Here is a 13270-nt window from a genome sequence, read left to right as displayed (position 1 = left end):
GTTTTTCAAAATGATATCCAATCGGTGAGCAATAAAGTCAACACCTTGACCCGATGAACAGATATCCATCCCGGATGAAAAGCCAGTGGGTCCACGAGAGTGACTTTTGTCAGCGCGATGACCCGGCAGTTGCGGGGCTTTGATTTGAAAGGCGTCAATGAAGGGAACCAGCACAAAGCTGAAAAGCAAAAAACCGACCATAGGGTCGGTTTTTTTAAATTTGGCGGTGAGGGAGGGATTCGAACCCTCGATACGTTGCCGTATACACACTTTCCAGGCGTGCTCCTTCAGCCACTCGGACACCTCACCAAATTTTCGCTCACAGCGCAGTTGCGTTGGAACGGGGCGTAATTTAGGGGAAAGGGTTGCCATGGTCAACCACTTTTCCCCTTATTTTTCATAATCTTTATCGAATGCCTATCCCTTGAACAGAATGCCGGTTTTTTAAACCTGTTCAAGGCTTGGCGAGAATGATCAGGCTGTCCGGCAACTCGTTCTGGTCCCGGGTGGCTGGGAAGGCATCGGTCAGGATGGCGCTGGTGCGCTCTATGCATTCAAGAAAACCCTGCTCCACCTCCTTGTTGCGAACCCGGCGGGTGAAATCATCGATGATCTCCTGCCACTGGGCATTGTCGATGTGTTGGGCGATGCCATCATCCACCAGGATTTCCACGTAATGCTCGGCCACAGAGACGAAGATCAGCACCCCCAGCCGGTCCCGGGTGCGGTGCAGCCCCTGTTCGACAAACTGCAGGCGTGCCATCAGGGCGGCCCTGTGCTGGCGAACTTGTTTCGGGATCAGGTACATCTTGATGGGAGTCCAGTGGAACAGGATGCTCAACATCAGCCAGACCGACCACTGCACCAGCAGGATCTCGTACCAGCCGAGCCAGAAGCCAAGCTCGAATACCAGCAGCGGCGTCAGCATGGCCAGCAGTGCCGCCCAGAGGGTGGGAATGTAGCGATAGCCGTCGCTGGCGGGGGCCAGCACGGTCACCAGCTCGGCATCGGTTGCCTGTTCTGCCTGTTTGACCCTGGCCAGCAGCGTGTGAAAGAACTGTTTCGAAATCATGTGTTGTCTCTTAATCCCTGTTACCAACCACCGGAAGCGCCGCCGCCGCCAAAACTGCCGCCGCCTCCGCTGAAACCACCGCCGCTACCAAAACCGCCGCCGGATCGACCGGCACCGAAGCCGCCGGCGAGGTAAGCGGCACGACGCCGGCCACCCCTGCCGCCACCACCGCCGCGCAGGTTGTGCAGCACGATCATCACTATCACCATCAGGATGAACAGCCAGGGACCGCCCAGCTTCTCCTTCTTGCTGGCGTTGTCCACCGGTTTGTACTCGCCGGCCAACGCCTGCATGATGGCCTGGCTGCCGGCGACCACGCCGGCGACCATGTCACCACGCTTGAAGGCGGGCAGAATCCGGGTCTGGATAATGTTGGCAGCAATGGCATCGGGCAGGGCTCCTTCCAGCCCGTAACCCACCTCGATGCGCACCTTGCGCTCATCCTGGGCGATCAGCAGCAGCACCCCGTTGTCCTTACCTTTCTGGCCGATGCCCCAGTGGCGACCGAGCTGATAGCCATACTCTTCGATGGTATCACCCGCCAGTGTATCGATGGAGACAACCACCAGCTGGATGCCGCTGCGCTGCTCGAATGCCGCCAGCTGCTGGGTGAGCTGGTGGGCCTGTTTGCGGGACATCAGACTGGCTTCGTCCACCACCCGCCCGCTCAGGACTGGGAAGCTGGGTGCGGCTTGCAGGACCGCCGTCCACAGCAGCAGCCAGGGCAGCAACCAGCGGGCAAGCTTGTTCATTGGAAGCTGACCTTGGGCGCTTCATCGGCACCTGGCTTGGCACTGAAGCTCGGTTTGGCTTCCAGATCCGAGTAGAGCAGCTTGGACCAGATGACGCCGGGGAAGGTGCGGATCTCGGTATTGAACTGACGTACCGCTTCTATGTAGTCGCGCCGGGCCACCGAGATACGGTTTTCGGTGCCTTCCAGCTGCGCCTGCAGGGTGAGGAACTGTTGATCCGCCTTCAGATCCGGATAGCGTTCGACCACCACCATCAGCCGGGAGAGGGCGCTGGAAAGCTGGTTCTGGGCTGCTTCAAACTCCTTGAGCTGGGCGGGATCGCTCACCTGCACGCTGCCGACTCGGGCACGGGCGTCAGTGACCGCTTTCAGGGTCTCCTGCTCATGGCTGGCATAGCCCTTGACGGTAGCCACCAGATTGGGAATGAGATCGGCCCGACGCTGGTACTGGTTCTCGACCTGCCCCCAGCTCGCCTTGACCTGTTCATCCAGAGTCGGAATGTTGTTCATGCCGCACCCCGTCAGTCCCAGCAGCAGGGTCAGGGTCAACAGGCTCTGTGTTGTCCTGCGCCAGAGTGAAGTGGCCATCTTGTTGTTCTCCATTGAAATTTCTAGCGGATATAGGTGCACCATAACAGCTTGTGGTCAACTGCTACAACGGGCTGGCAGCCTGGGTTTGTGGTAAGTCATCGAAACCTTGGGCAGTTGCGGCTTGTCCTTGAGCCAGGAGGCCAGCTCGGCACCGCAGCCATTGCCGGGCGGGATCGGGGCTTGGGGCTGGCAATCCGGGCTGCCGGCCGGGCAACGCAGGCGCACATGGAAGTGGCTGAAGTGGCCAACCCAGGGGCGCAGCTTGGCAACCCAGGGTTCGTCGGCGGCCCGCTTGCACACCTCGCCCTTGAGCACTGGGTTGATGAAGATGCGGGCCACCTCGGGCTTGCTGGCCGCGAGGCGCAGCAGGTTGAGTTGCTGGGGGCCAAAGCGCCCCGGCAAGACCCGGTAACTGGGCTCGTCGATCAGCGCCCACTCCCTGGGGGCATCTTGCTCCCATTTGCTGATGGGCTGGTTGGCCATCCGAAACCAGATGTCGGCGTCGAGCCCGGTCTGGTGGCTGCGATGGCCCGAGCTGAAGGGGCCGCCGTGGGCCATGGCCAGATCGGCGATATAGAGATCCGGCATGCCGGCCATCCGGGTCTGGTTCGCCAGGGTCGTGAGATAGTGAATAAGGTCGGGGTGACCGTAGTAGCGCAGCCGTTTGCTGCGGATCACCTGATAACCGGGTCCTGTCAGCGGCAGGGCCATGCCATTTTTGAGGCAGCCGGCCGAATAACCGCCAATGGCTTCGGGATCGATCGGGCTGGCCTCGGGATGCAGGGCACTGGCCATGAGGAGCAGGGTGGTAGCAAGCATGAGACTCCCGACAATTAGGCTAAGAGGTGGGCTCAGATAACCCCAATCATATCAAGAGTCTGACGAGGTCGTCACCCGACTTGCCGGTCGGGTTGCATCTTGGCGTGCGGCTCCCGCACAATGCGCGACACATTCAGGTGAGCGAGAGCATGAGGAGAACAAGATGAAGGTGAGTGAGTTGGTAGAGAAGGCGGGTTTCTGTTGCCTGATGCCTCCCGCCCGACGTTTTTATCCTGTGATGGGGGGCTTGCTGGTGGCGAGTCTGGTGACCGTGTTGGCAGCGGTCGGCCTGGGTTATCCGACGATGGGGCTGCTGCCCTGGGTGGGCGTGGTGTTTGGCGGCATAGTGTTGCTGATGATGGTGTTGCCTCGCAACTGGCAGCGCTGGCGCCTGGCCGAGCTCGCCTGGGACGATGAGTGCCTCTATCTGCTCAATGGCAGCGATGACAGGGCGCTGGCTTTGCCAAGAGCGGCTCTGGTTGGCATCGAGCGGGATCGCAAGGTGGGCCACGACGGCCAGTGGCTGGCGTTCAGCCTGGATCTTCGGCTTGATGACGAGCAGCTCGCGGCGGCGGCCAAATTGATGGGGCTCGGTCGTGAGGGAACCCACGAAGTCGCGCCCGGCATTTATCGTTTTGGCTTTAAGCGGGCCTGGTATGGTCGCGGTGCACTCAAGGAGATGCTCAAGACACTGTTCCCCATTTGAGCTGACTATTTTCTCGACAATCTTCCTCAAAGCTCAGATACTGCCAATGATTCGAATTGATCTTGCCTGTTCTGTTCGTCCAACAGATCAATGAGTTGAGCGAAGAGAACGGGGGAGCGCCTCGGCATGAGGCCTTGGCAGGTCCGGCATGGGGGTTGTGCCCTTACCTTTGTGTTGGTGATTGGATTGAGAAGGCACCTTGAATCGAGAGTGGATGGCATGAAGATTTACGTAGGTAATCTGTCGTACCGGATGACGGCCGACGAACTGACAACCGTGTTCAGCCAATTTGGGCAGGTAGACAAGGTCGATATCATCATCGATCGCGATACCGGTCAGTCCAAGGGGTTTGGCTTCATTGAAATGCCTGTCAATGGTGAGGCAGAGAAGGCCATCGCCGGGCTGCATGGCACCGAGATTGGTGGCCGTACCATCACAGTCAATCAGGCTAAGCCGAAGACAGATGCACCACGTGGTCGCCCCCAGCGTCATCGCTGAGCAGCCTCGATAGAGCAAAACGGCATGGGTCTCCCCCATGCCGTTTTTGTTTGTGCGCTATGTCGCTGTCGTTCAAGTCAGGGTACGTCGTAGCCGAGCGCCGCCTTGCGAATGCGGAACCACTGCTGGCGGTTGAGGACGATGGATTCAGACGCCACTGCGGCGGCGATCCGCTCCCGCTTGCCTGAGCCTATCAACGGCAGCGGCTGGCTTGGCAGCATCATGACCCAGGCATAGACCACCTGCTCGATGTGCTCGGCGCCCACTTCCTGGCGGATCAGCTCGAGCTCGGCACGTAACGGGGCATACTCCTGGCCGTTGAACAGGCGTCCGCCACCAAGGCAGGACCAGGCCATGGGCTTGATGTGCAGTTGCTGGCATTGATCCAGGGTGCCATCCAGAGTGGTGCTCTGGTTCAGTGGCGAGATCTCCAGCTGGTTGGTGACCAGCGGGAAGGGCAGGCGTGACTGCAGCAGCTCGAACTGGCGGGCGCTGAAGTTGGAGACACCGGCGTGTTTGATCTTGCCGGCCTGCTTGAGGGTGATGAAGGCATCGGCCACCTCGTCGGCATCCATCAGGGGATCCGGGCGGTGGCACAGCAACAGATCCAGATGGTCAGTGCCAAGTTTTTGCAGGGAAGCCTCGGCGCTGGCGATGATGTGCGCCTTGCCAGTGTTGTAGTGATTCAGCGCGTGTTCCGGTTTGGCGGTGAGGGCAATACCGCATTTGCTGACGATTTCCATTCGCTCGCGCAGGGAGGGTTCTTGGCGCAGGGCCTTGCCGAACGCCTCCTCGCATTGGTAACCGCCATAGATATCGGCGTGATCGATGGTGGTAACACCGAGATCCAGGTGGTACTTCATCAGATCGAGCAGCGCGGCAGGGGGGAGTTGCCACTCCATCAGACGCCAGTAGCCCATGATGAGGCGGGAGAAGGTCGGGCCCTGATCGTGCAGGGCGATGCGAGATACAGACATGAGTGACTCCTTGGGAAATTAATGCTGCCCGCATCTTGGTCTCTTCTGCCTGGCAAGGCAATAATGCGGTTCTTGTTCACTCGAACTTTGGTTCTGACGGGATACATATGGAAGGATTTGCCGAGCGGTTGCAGAGTCTGATCGGGGTGGGCAGCGTCAGCGCGTTTGCGCGTAAAGTCGGCTTGAGCGAAGCCCTGATCCGCAAATATATGAAGGGGGCCGAGCCCGGCCTGGGCAAGGCAAACCAGATTGCCATGGGAGCCAACTGCTCGCTGGAGTGGCTGGCCACCGGCTGTGGCTATCTTTACCGACAGGCCGAAGTGGTGGATCGGGAGGCGCTGGCAGCCGCAGGTTCCCTGTTGCAGGAGCAGCAGCCGGAGCAATCCCTGCCTGATGAGAGCCAACTGGTCACCCTGCTCGCCTACTACCAGTTCTTGCGTAGCCACAAGAAGGCCGACGGCTTCCTGGATCTGGCGTTGGCGCGCGAATTTGGCAAGCACCTCAATGAGGTATAAACCCGGATGGGCATAGCCAGCCAACTCTTGGCGGCAGCCAGTTATTATTCTGATAACCTCTAAACAGGCGGCAGATCCGGGGAGAAGGCGATGGGCTATCTGATCTTGGGCAGTGGTGGATTGGGCACGGCGCTGGCCAGGGAGCTGTCGGCTCGTGGCGAGGAGCTGGTGCTGGCGGGCAGGCAACTGCCAAAAGGGCTGGATCCGGCTTGCTACTTCCCGTTGCAGGAGGTCGATCCACTCTCTTTCGATGCACTGTTCACCCTCTATGACACAACCACTCTGCCGTGCGTGGTGATCAACACCATAGGACTGCTGCATGACATCAACTTCATGCCGGAACGGCGGGTGGAGGAGGTCAATCCCAAGTGGCTGTGCGACAGCCTGCTGGCCAATGCCTGGCCACATCTGGCCCTCGGCGCTTGCCTGAGCCGCCGCATGATGCCGGATGCCAGCTTGTGGCTCTGTTCTCTCTCCGATCTGGCCGGCAGCCTGACTGCCAATGAGGCGGGCAGCCGCTACAGCTACCGGATGAGCAAGGCGGCCCTCAACATGGGGGTCAGGACGCTGGCGCTCGAATGGCGGGATCGCTTTCCCGCCGCCGGGGTGATCACCGTTCATCCGGGCCCCATGAATACCCCCATGAATCAACCCTTCCTCCACGAACTGGCGACCGAGACCTTGCAGGATCCGGCGCAGGTGGCGCCGCGTCTGCTTGATCTCATCAACCAATTGTCGCCGGCCCAGTCCGGCAGCTTCCTTGACCTGCAAGGCCAGCCGCTGCCCTGGTAAGCCGTCACCGGGCTCACATTCCAGCTATGCCCTGCTTGCCAAGCCAGCCTGGGCTGGCTAACGTCGTCCTCCTGCACCAGGAGGGATGTCATGCGCTATATCGATTTACGAAGTGATACAGTCACCCAGCCCACGGATGCCATGCGTCAGAGCATGCTTCATGCCGAGGTCGGGGACGATGTCTATGGGGAAGATCCGGGCGTCAATGCGCTGGAAGCCTATGGGGCTGATTTGCTTGGCAAGGAGGCCGCGCTGTTCGTGCCATCCGGAACCATGTCCAACTTGCTGGCGGTGATGAGCCATTGCCAGCGAGGGGAAGGGGCCGTGCTGGGCTCGGCAGCTCACATCTATCGCTATGAAGCGCAGGGTTCTGCCGTGCTGGGGTCGGTGGCCCTGCAACCCGTGCCCATGCAGACCGATGGCTCGCTGGCACAGGTAGATGTACGGGCGGCCATTGCCCCTGACGATGCCCATTTTGCCCAGACCCGCCTCGTCTGCCTCGAAAATACCCATAACGGCAAGGTGCTGCCCTTGTCTTATCTGCGCGAGATGCGCGAATTTGTCGACGAGCATGGTTTGCAGTTGCACCTGGACGGCGCGCGTCTGTTCAACGCCGTGGTGGCGAGTGGCCATACGGTGCGCGAGCTGGTCGCGCCCTTTGACAGTGTCTCCATCTGCCTCTCCAAGGGGTTGGGGGCACCGGTGGGATCCCTGCTGGTGGGTTCTCATACCTTCATCGCCCGTGCCAGAAGGCTGCGCAAGATGGTAGGAGGCGGCATGCGTCAGGCGGGGATCCTGGCCCAGGCCGGCCTGTTTGCGTTACAGCAGCATGTGGTGCGTCTCGCAGACGATCATCGCCGTGCCAGACGGCTGGCCGAGGGGCTGGCGGCGCTGCCCGGCATCAGGCTGGATCTGGCGCAGGTGCAGACCAACATGGTGTTCCTGCAACTGACGAGTGGCGAGAGCGCCCCCTTGCTGGCCTTCATGAAGGAGCGGGGGATCCTCTTCTCCGGTTATGGCGAATTGCGGCTGGTCACCCACCTGCAGATCACCGATGACGACATCGAAGAGGTGATCGACGCTTTTACCGAGTATCTCGGGGCGTGACAATCTCATGGAATGAAACAGGGCGCCGCGGCGCCCTGTTTCATTCCAGTATTATATTGTTCGTCACGCCTGTCGCTGGCCTGTCATCAGCATGGCCTCGTCGGTAGCATCGTAGATCATCACGGCGATATGGGTCACCTGGCCACCAAAATCGGCCAGCGGCACCAGAGTCAGATTCTGGAACATGTGAGGGGCCGAGCCCGTGATGGGGCGATAGTTGGAGAAGCGCAGCAGATAGGGCTTTTGCTCCCAGGTGCTGAAGGCGCGATTGTTGAGCTTGAACACCATGTTGGCCTTGCGCTCGAACCAGGCCCTGTCCACATCGGGGAAGAGAGCGAACAGCACGCCATCGCGCACCTCGCCGGCCAACCGGCCGCTGTGGCTCTCCATGAAACCGTTCCACACCTGCACCCTGTACTCCTTGTCGAGTACCACCAGCCCCACGTCCAGGTTCTGGACTATGTTCATCAGCCAATGAAATTCACGAATTTCCATGGTCACTCCCTAGAGCATGTGCATGATTTTGTTGTTCATGGTGGCGATGGAATCTTCGGTAAACAGCAGCAGCAAGTCACACTGCACCGCGTAATCCTGGACCCGGTAGTTGATCTCGATGGCCAGGGTGCGGCGCCAGCGGCTCTTGTTGGTGTTGATGAGATCCTTGATGGGTCTGTGCTGGCCGAGCACCACCGGGTGGCCCTGACTAAACGGGGTGTCGAGCTGGCTGGCGTAACCGCGCAGGAAGGCACCGATCAGCACGTTGGCGGTGTCCATCAACAGCTCCAGCTCGGCATTGCGATCCAGCACGCCCTGGTGGTTCATCAGCCGGGCCAGATCCTTGAAGCTGGAGTCGTGGAACAGGATCAGCGCTTCGCCGGCGATCCCCGCCCCGATGAAGCCCTGACAGACGGCGGAGAGGGTATCCGAATCGGCGGCGGCGGAGAGGGCCATGTGCAACTCTGAGACTTCCAGCACGTTGACGTTGGGAATGGGCAGCACCACGAAGGCGTTGAGCAGACGGGCCAGCAGGTCCGCGGCCTGACCCATGGAGACGTTGGCCAGCTCCTGGTAAACGTCGCGGATCTCGGGGCTTATCTTGATCCCGGTATCCATGCTACCGACATCACTGGCACTCTGGCCGGCGGGCCGGATGGTATCCGTAGTGGTGACGCCTTTGGCTTGCCACAGATCATGCTGTTTCAGCAAGGCGCTGAGGGTTTCCGGTGCCGCGGGTTTCTTGATGAAATCCAGCGCCCCCAGCCCCATCACCCGCTGGTAGGCTTCCGGCTGGATATCGCCGGAGACCACGATTACCTTGTTGCGCAGTCCCTCCCGCTGGAGGGTCTCCAGCACGCCGTAGCCGTCCATCTCCGGCATGGTCAGGTCGAGAAAGATCAGATCGCCATGACCCATCAGAACCTGCTCTATCCCTTCCAGCCCGTTGGCGGCGTAATGCAGCGTCACATCCCAGTCGGCGGGAAGGGCACGGGCCAGCTGTTTACGAGCGAATCCTGAGTCATCACATATCAATATATTCATAGTGTTAGGCTGGCCTGGTCAACGAGGATTGCTATAAGTGTGGCCCGCTGACGGTCAGATGCAATGGGACAGGCTGGTCGCCGGTGAAAATTGATTGTCCCATTGGTGATTCCGGTAGCGCGCTGAATATTTTTCAACGAATTCAGCGAACATCTTAACACGCAGCGGGGCGAACTGAGGCTGGCAGCGCAACATATAGAAGGGGCGATTGCCGGTTTTCCAGTCCGGCAGTACGGCGACCAGTTGTTCATCCTGCAGGAAGGGATGCACGTAGTGCAGCGGAGCGTTGACGATTCCCAGATGTCGTCTGGCTGCCCTGACAGCGGCCTGGGTCTGGTTGACGGTGAGCTTGGCGGCGCGCTTGATCTGCACCGTCTGCTCGTCCCGGTCGGTCAGTTGCCAGTGCTGATGGGGCCAGCAGTAGATCAACGCGTGCTCTTCCAACTGGGCCGGGTGAGCGGGGATGCCCATTTTCTCCAGATAGAGTCTGGACGCAAACAGGCCATATTCGATGTGACCGAGACACTGGGCATTGGTCATGGATTGCGGCAGTTCACCGTTGAAGAACACCAGATCCCGATCGTTGTCGAGCAGGTGCTGATGATCGTTGGTCTGGGTGATATCGAACCGTACAGCCGGGTAGTGCAGGCCAAAATCTGCCAGCATATCGACCAGTATGGTGTTGGAGAGCGCGATGGGGGCGGCGAGGCGGATCACTCCGTTGATATCGGCTTCCCGGCCCTGAATTTCCCCCGTGGCCTGCTCAATTTCGGCCAGCGGGGTGCACAGACGCTCGTAATATCTGAGCCCGTCGTCGGTGAGGCGGAGTTTGCGGGTGGATCTGTGTAGCAAGGAGCAGCCGAGCTGCTCTTCCAGCTGAGAAATACGTCGACTGATGGTGCCGGTAGGCATGCCCAGTGCGGCAGCCGCATGGGAGAAGCCTCCCTCTTGCACCACCTTGACGAACAGATAGAACTCTTCGATGTACTTCATAAGCGGTGTTCTGGGTGTAACAAGCCAGTGACCTTAAAAAGAGCGGCCGGCCTTGGCAAGTGCAATCCGGTGTTTAATTGATCTGGATTAGATTCGACTCCCGCTGGTATTGGTGCAACAGGCGGACAAATTCGGCCGGATCCCGGTCCAGGCTGTTATCCGGTACCAGCAGATCGTAACCGAGCAGGTCATGCAAGCGGGTCATGCGATTGGCCAGCATGGCGATCACCCCCTCGTAACGCTGACCAGATGAAGAGCGAAAATGACTCTCTTCCAGCAGGCCTTCTCCCCGAAAGGCATCACCGCAGCCGCCGATGGCGCAATCTTGCTGTTCACTGCGCAGGGCTTGCAACAGTACAGCCCGTTGTTCGGTGAGCAGGCGTACTGCCAATCTGGGTGTGATCAATGTCAAAAAATCGTCGTAATCTTTTATCTTCAAACCAATGTAGGGCAGGGCAACCAGATCCCAGCCCAGATGGATGCGCGGTTGGTCAATACGCTGAATATTTCTCCATTTCAGGATCCAACCGCCGTATTTATGGTGATATTGCAAACAATCGTGACAGAGGGAGAGACTGAAATGGGGTTCAACCAGCTTCAATGAGCCGATAAATATCATCATCAGACCCGCCAACAGGCCGGAGACGAAGGGGATTAGTGGTTGTTCACGGAATAAAAAAAGTATAAAAATCATAGTAATGGTTACTATGATGCCCAACAATATCAAGGTGAGTCCGTTTTTCCTGACCATGGGTTTCACATGTAGCGTTTTCATATGAAGTCAGCCCTTGTGCGCATGCTTATTTCCAGATTATGGGCTGGATCCGATTTTGTACCAGCACCGGGCGTCCCGATGGGGCGCCTTGTTGCAGGGTTTCCCTGTGATCACACATCATGAATCACCATATTAGATGAATACGCTAGACGAACGGTTATTGAACGGAATGGATGTGCTGCATACCCCTATCTGGGTTTATGACATCCGGCACCATCATATCTATTGGGCCAACCGTACCGCATTGGGGGTGTGGGAAGCCAACTCGCTTGCCGAACTAAAGTCGCGTGATTTTTCGGCCGACATGGCCGATGCCATCGACTTGTTGCTACAACGCTATCTCGGCGATTTTCAGCAGGGACGAAGCTACAGCGAGTGGTGGACACTCTCGCCCAAGGGCGTCAAGAAGCAGATCTATCTGCGTCTGTCCGGCATTCAGCTGGCCGGTCGCTTGATGATGATGACGGAGGCGGTGATCGACGCCGATACCCTCTATCAGGAGTCCTCCCTCGCCACCGGCGACACCCTGGCTTGCTTGTTTGACAATCAGGGCCGTCTGGAGAGTGGCAACCACCATTTCGACATGTGTTTCGGTGATCGGGTCAGCCAGCTTTCCCAAGTGTTCTCCGGCAACGACGAAGCCTTCTACCAGAAGCTCTCCCGACTTGACGAAGTCGTGGCCGAAGGGGAGTGCCGGACGCTCAAGGGGATGCGTTGGTTCCAGTACCAGTTCCGTCATATCCAGCATGGTGCGCAGATCCTGCTCACCATGCGCGATATCACGGACCGCAAGCTGGAGGAACTGGAACACCGCCATCTGGCCTGGCACGATTCGCTGACGGGTCTGCTCAACCGCTACGGTCTGATGAAATCCCTCGAGGCATACTGCGGTCTGGGTGGGCGTTTCGCGCTGGTGTTCATGGACTTGGACAACTTCAAGCTGGTCAACGACAACTATGGTCACAAGGCCGGGGATCGCCTGCTGGAGCGGGTGGCCGGTCGGCTCAAGCAGGTTTGCCCGCGGGATGTGGAGCTGGCGCGCCTCGGTGGGGACGAGTTCACCGCTCTGGTGCCGCTGACGCACTCCAGCGATCGTGCGCAGGAAGTGGCCGATCTCATGCTCTCCCAGATGACCAAGCCGCTGCAGCTGAGCGGGGTGCCCGAGGTGACCATAGGTGGCAGCATCGGCATTGCCATCTACCCGGACGATGCAGATGACGGCGACAACCTGATCACCCGTGCCGACATGGCCATGTATCAGGCCAAGCAGATGGGGCGCCTGCGCTGGCAGCGTTTCACCCCCAGCATGCAGCAGACCCTGCACCGCAAGCTGACCCTGAAGCAGTTTCTGGCCAAGGCCATAGGTCGGCAGGAGCTGAGCCTTTGCTACCAGCCCCAAGTAGATGCGGCAAAGGGCACGTTGCTCGGTTACGAGGCCCTGTTGCGCTGGCACAACCCTGTGCTTGGTCATGTCTCGCCGGTGGAGTTCATTCCGCTGGCCGAAGAGATGGGGTTGATCCGGGAGATCGGCAGCTGGGTGCTCTCGACGGCACTGGCCCAGATGGCGCATTGGCAGCAGGAGTGGCAGGTGCGGGTGCCGGTTTCGGTCAATCTGTCCGGGTTCCAGCTCTCCACCTCTTTGCCGGAGCTGGTGGCCCAGCAGCTCAAGGCATATGGCGTGGATGCCAGCCTGCTGACTCTGGAGCTGACCGAGACTGTCCTTATGCTGGACATGAAAGGCTGCATCGAGATCCTCGATGCCCTGAGCGAGCAGGGCATCAAGATCGCCATCGACGATTTTGGTACCGGCTATTCGTCACTGGCCTACCTTAACCGACTGCCGATCGACACCATCAAGCTGGATCGCTCGTTCGTGGTGGGGCTGAACCTGCCGGTGATCCGCGCTACTGTTGCCATGGCGACCAGCCTGGGGCTCGGCATCATGGCCGAAGGGGTGGAGGATGAGCACGAGCTCGCGGCGTTGCGTGCTCAGGGCTGTCACGTGTTTCAGGGCTTTTTGTTCAGCAAGCCGATGACGGTGGAGCAGGTGGAGGCCAGTGCCTTTCTGGTTCGCTGCAAGGCGGGCGCCTACCCGCTGGCGGGATAGGGCCAAGAAACGTGCATCTGTCATCGTC

15 protein-coding genes and 1 tRNA gene are annotated in these 13270 nt (G+C 59.3%); 6 read left to right on the top strand and 10 right to left on the bottom strand.

Features of this window, described 5'->3' with window-relative positions:
• Nucleotides 1-221: 221 nt before the first annotated feature.
• The 5 genes from ACW5XD_RS01815 to mepA all read right to left on the bottom strand — a co-directional run bounded on the left by ACW5XD_RS01815 (nucleotide 222) and on the right by mepA (nucleotide 3233).
• Nucleotides 222-309: transfer RNA gene (locus ACW5XD_RS01815), tRNA-Ser, on the bottom strand.
• Between the two features lie 145 nt (nucleotides 310-454).
• Nucleotides 455-1072, bottom strand: coding sequence for a TPM domain-containing protein (locus ACW5XD_RS01810; RefSeq protein ID WP_456493358.1), 618 nt, complete (start codon nucleotides 1070-1072; stop codon nucleotides 455-457).
• 20 nt (nucleotides 1073-1092) lie between these two features.
• On the bottom strand, nucleotides 1093-1824 hold the full coding sequence (locus tag ACW5XD_RS01805; protein ID WP_456493357.1) for a TPM domain-containing protein: 732 nt from the start codon (nucleotides 1822-1824) through the stop codon (nucleotides 1093-1095).
• Nucleotides 1821-2426: a LemA family protein gene (locus tag ACW5XD_RS01800; protein WP_172955367.1), complete on the bottom strand. Its 606-nt coding sequence runs from the start codon at nucleotides 2424-2426 to the stop codon at nucleotides 1821-1823. The genes ACW5XD_RS01805 and ACW5XD_RS01800 overlap by 4 nt, the downstream gene beginning before the upstream one ends.
• Before the next feature lie 42 nt (nucleotides 2427-2468).
• On the bottom strand, nucleotides 2469-3233 hold the full coding sequence (mepA, locus tag ACW5XD_RS01795; protein WP_456493356.1) for a penicillin-insensitive murein endopeptidase: 765 nt from the start codon (nucleotides 3231-3233) through the stop codon (nucleotides 2469-2471).
• Nucleotides 3234-3396: 163 nt separating this feature from the next.
• On the opposite strand from mepA, the gene ACW5XD_RS01790 reads away from it, so the two are divergent.
• Together ACW5XD_RS01790 and ACW5XD_RS01785 are read left to right on the top strand one after the other, a co-directional pair.
• Nucleotides 3397-3939, top strand: a complete 543-nt coding sequence (locus ACW5XD_RS01790; protein ID WP_456493355.1) for a hypothetical protein — start codon at nucleotides 3397-3399, stop codon at nucleotides 3937-3939.
• 219 nt (nucleotides 3940-4158) lie between these two features.
• Nucleotides 4159-4437: an RNA recognition motif domain-containing protein gene (locus ACW5XD_RS01785; RefSeq protein WP_026080382.1), complete on the top strand. Its 279-nt coding sequence runs from the start codon at nucleotides 4159-4161 to the stop codon at nucleotides 4435-4437.
• A 77-nt stretch (nucleotides 4438-4514) separates the two neighbouring features.
• Here the strand turns inward: ACW5XD_RS01785 and ACW5XD_RS01780 are convergent, their stop codons facing one another.
• Complete coding sequence (locus ACW5XD_RS01780; protein WP_456493354.1) at nucleotides 4515-5414, bottom strand: aldo/keto reductase; 900 nt, start codon at nucleotides 5412-5414, stop codon at nucleotides 4515-4517.
• Nucleotides 5415-5521: 107 nt separating this feature from the next.
• On the opposite strand from ACW5XD_RS01780, the gene ACW5XD_RS01775 reads away from it, so the two are divergent.
• The 3 genes from ACW5XD_RS01775 to ltaE all read left to right on the top strand — a co-directional run bounded on the left by ACW5XD_RS01775 (nucleotide 5522) and on the right by ltaE (nucleotide 7828).
• Nucleotides 5522-5929 (top strand): XRE family transcriptional regulator, encoded by a 408-nt coding sequence (locus ACW5XD_RS01775; RefSeq protein ID WP_456493353.1) that lies wholly within the window; start codon nucleotides 5522-5524, stop codon nucleotides 5927-5929.
• 90 nt (nucleotides 5930-6019) lie between these two features.
• Nucleotides 6020-6721: a short-chain dehydrogenase gene (locus tag ACW5XD_RS01770; RefSeq protein ID WP_456493352.1), complete on the top strand. Its 702-nt coding sequence runs from the start codon at nucleotides 6020-6022 to the stop codon at nucleotides 6719-6721.
• A 90-nt stretch (nucleotides 6722-6811) separates the two neighbouring features.
• Nucleotides 6812-7828 (top strand): low-specificity L-threonine aldolase, encoded by a 1017-nt coding sequence (gene ltaE, locus ACW5XD_RS01765; RefSeq protein ID WP_456493351.1) that lies wholly within the window; start codon nucleotides 6812-6814, stop codon nucleotides 7826-7828.
• Nucleotides 7829-7891: 63 nt separating this feature from the next.
• On the opposite strand, the gene ACW5XD_RS01760 is transcribed toward ltaE, so the two are convergent.
• The 4 genes from ACW5XD_RS01760 to ACW5XD_RS01745 form a co-directional block, all read right to left on the bottom strand.
• Nucleotides 7892-8323, bottom strand: coding sequence for a PAS domain-containing protein (locus tag ACW5XD_RS01760; RefSeq protein ID WP_456493350.1), 432 nt, complete (start codon nucleotides 8321-8323; stop codon nucleotides 7892-7894).
• A 9-nt stretch (nucleotides 8324-8332) separates the two neighbouring features.
• On the bottom strand, nucleotides 8333-9367 hold the full coding sequence (locus tag ACW5XD_RS01755; protein WP_456493349.1) for a response regulator: 1035 nt from the start codon (nucleotides 9365-9367) through the stop codon (nucleotides 8333-8335).
• Nucleotides 9368-9421: 54 nt separating this feature from the next.
• Nucleotides 9422-10360, bottom strand: coding sequence for a LysR family transcriptional regulator (locus ACW5XD_RS01750; protein WP_456493348.1), 939 nt, complete (start codon nucleotides 10358-10360; stop codon nucleotides 9422-9424).
• Nucleotides 10361-10433: 73 nt separating this feature from the next.
• Nucleotides 10434-11135, bottom strand: coding sequence for a DUF2982 domain-containing protein (locus tag ACW5XD_RS01745; RefSeq protein ID WP_456493347.1), 702 nt, complete (start codon nucleotides 11133-11135; stop codon nucleotides 10434-10436).
• 169 nt (nucleotides 11136-11304) lie between these two features.
• Here ACW5XD_RS01745 and ACW5XD_RS01740 point away from each other — a divergent pair, with 169 nt between their 5' ends.
• On the top strand, nucleotides 11305-13242 hold the full coding sequence (locus tag ACW5XD_RS01740; RefSeq protein ID WP_456493425.1) for a putative bifunctional diguanylate cyclase/phosphodiesterase: 1938 nt from the start codon (nucleotides 11305-11307) through the stop codon (nucleotides 13240-13242).
• Nucleotides 13243-13270 lie beyond the last annotated feature (28 nt).

It is taken from the genome of Aeromonas enterica (assembly GCF_054052465.1).
The sequence above is the reverse complement of the archived record's forward strand: the minus strand, read 5'-3'. Positions and strand labels throughout refer to the sequence as shown.

What these genes read in the sequence shown, in the direction of transcription:
- ltaE (WP_456493351.1), top strand. Translation starts at nt 6,812, where the DNA reads ATGCGCTATATCGATTTACGAAGTGATACAGTCACCCAGCCCACGGAT.
- mepA (WP_456493356.1), bottom strand. Translation starts at nt 3,233, where the DNA reads ATGCTTGCTACCACCCTGCTCCTCATGGCCAGTGCCCTGCATCCCGAG.
- ACW5XD_RS01750 (WP_456493348.1), bottom strand. Translation starts at nt 10,360, where the DNA reads ATGAAGTACATCGAAGAGTTCTATCTGTTCGTCAAGGTGGTGCAAGAG.
- ACW5XD_RS01790 (WP_456493355.1), top strand. Translation starts at nt 3,397, where the DNA reads ATGAAGGTGAGTGAGTTGGTAGAGAAGGCGGGTTTCTGTTGCCTGATG.
- ACW5XD_RS01775 (WP_456493353.1), top strand. Translation starts at nt 5,522, where the DNA reads ATGGAAGGATTTGCCGAGCGGTTGCAGAGTCTGATCGGGGTGGGCAGC.
- ACW5XD_RS01760 (WP_456493350.1), bottom strand. Translation starts at nt 8,323, where the DNA reads ATGGAAATTCGTGAATTTCATTGGCTGATGAACATAGTCCAGAACCTG.
- ACW5XD_RS01785 (WP_026080382.1), top strand. Translation starts at nt 4,159, where the DNA reads ATGAAGATTTACGTAGGTAATCTGTCGTACCGGATGACGGCCGACGAA.
- ACW5XD_RS01800 (WP_172955367.1), bottom strand. Translation starts at nt 2,426, where the DNA reads ATGGAGAACAACAAGATGGCCACTTCACTCTGGCGCAGGACAACACAG.
- ACW5XD_RS01805 (WP_456493357.1), bottom strand. Translation starts at nt 1,824, where the DNA reads ATGAACAAGCTTGCCCGCTGGTTGCTGCCCTGGCTGCTGCTGTGGACG.
- ACW5XD_RS01745 (WP_456493347.1), bottom strand. Translation starts at nt 11,135, where the DNA reads ATGAAAACGCTACATGTGAAACCCATGGTCAGGAAAAACGGACTCACC.
- ACW5XD_RS01755 (WP_456493349.1), bottom strand. Translation starts at nt 9,367, where the DNA reads ATGAATATATTGATATGTGATGACTCAGGATTCGCTCGTAAACAGCTG.
- ACW5XD_RS01770 (WP_456493352.1), top strand. Translation starts at nt 6,020, where the DNA reads ATGGGCTATCTGATCTTGGGCAGTGGTGGATTGGGCACGGCGCTGGCC.
- ACW5XD_RS01740 (WP_456493425.1), top strand. Translation starts at nt 11,305, where the DNA reads ATGGATGTGCTGCATACCCCTATCTGGGTTTATGACATCCGGCACCAT.
- ACW5XD_RS01780 (WP_456493354.1), bottom strand. Translation starts at nt 5,414, where the DNA reads ATGTCTGTATCTCGCATCGCCCTGCACGATCAGGGCCCGACCTTCTCC.
- ACW5XD_RS01810 (WP_456493358.1), bottom strand. Translation starts at nt 1,072, where the DNA reads ATGATTTCGAAACAGTTCTTTCACACGCTGCTGGCCAGGGTCAAACAG.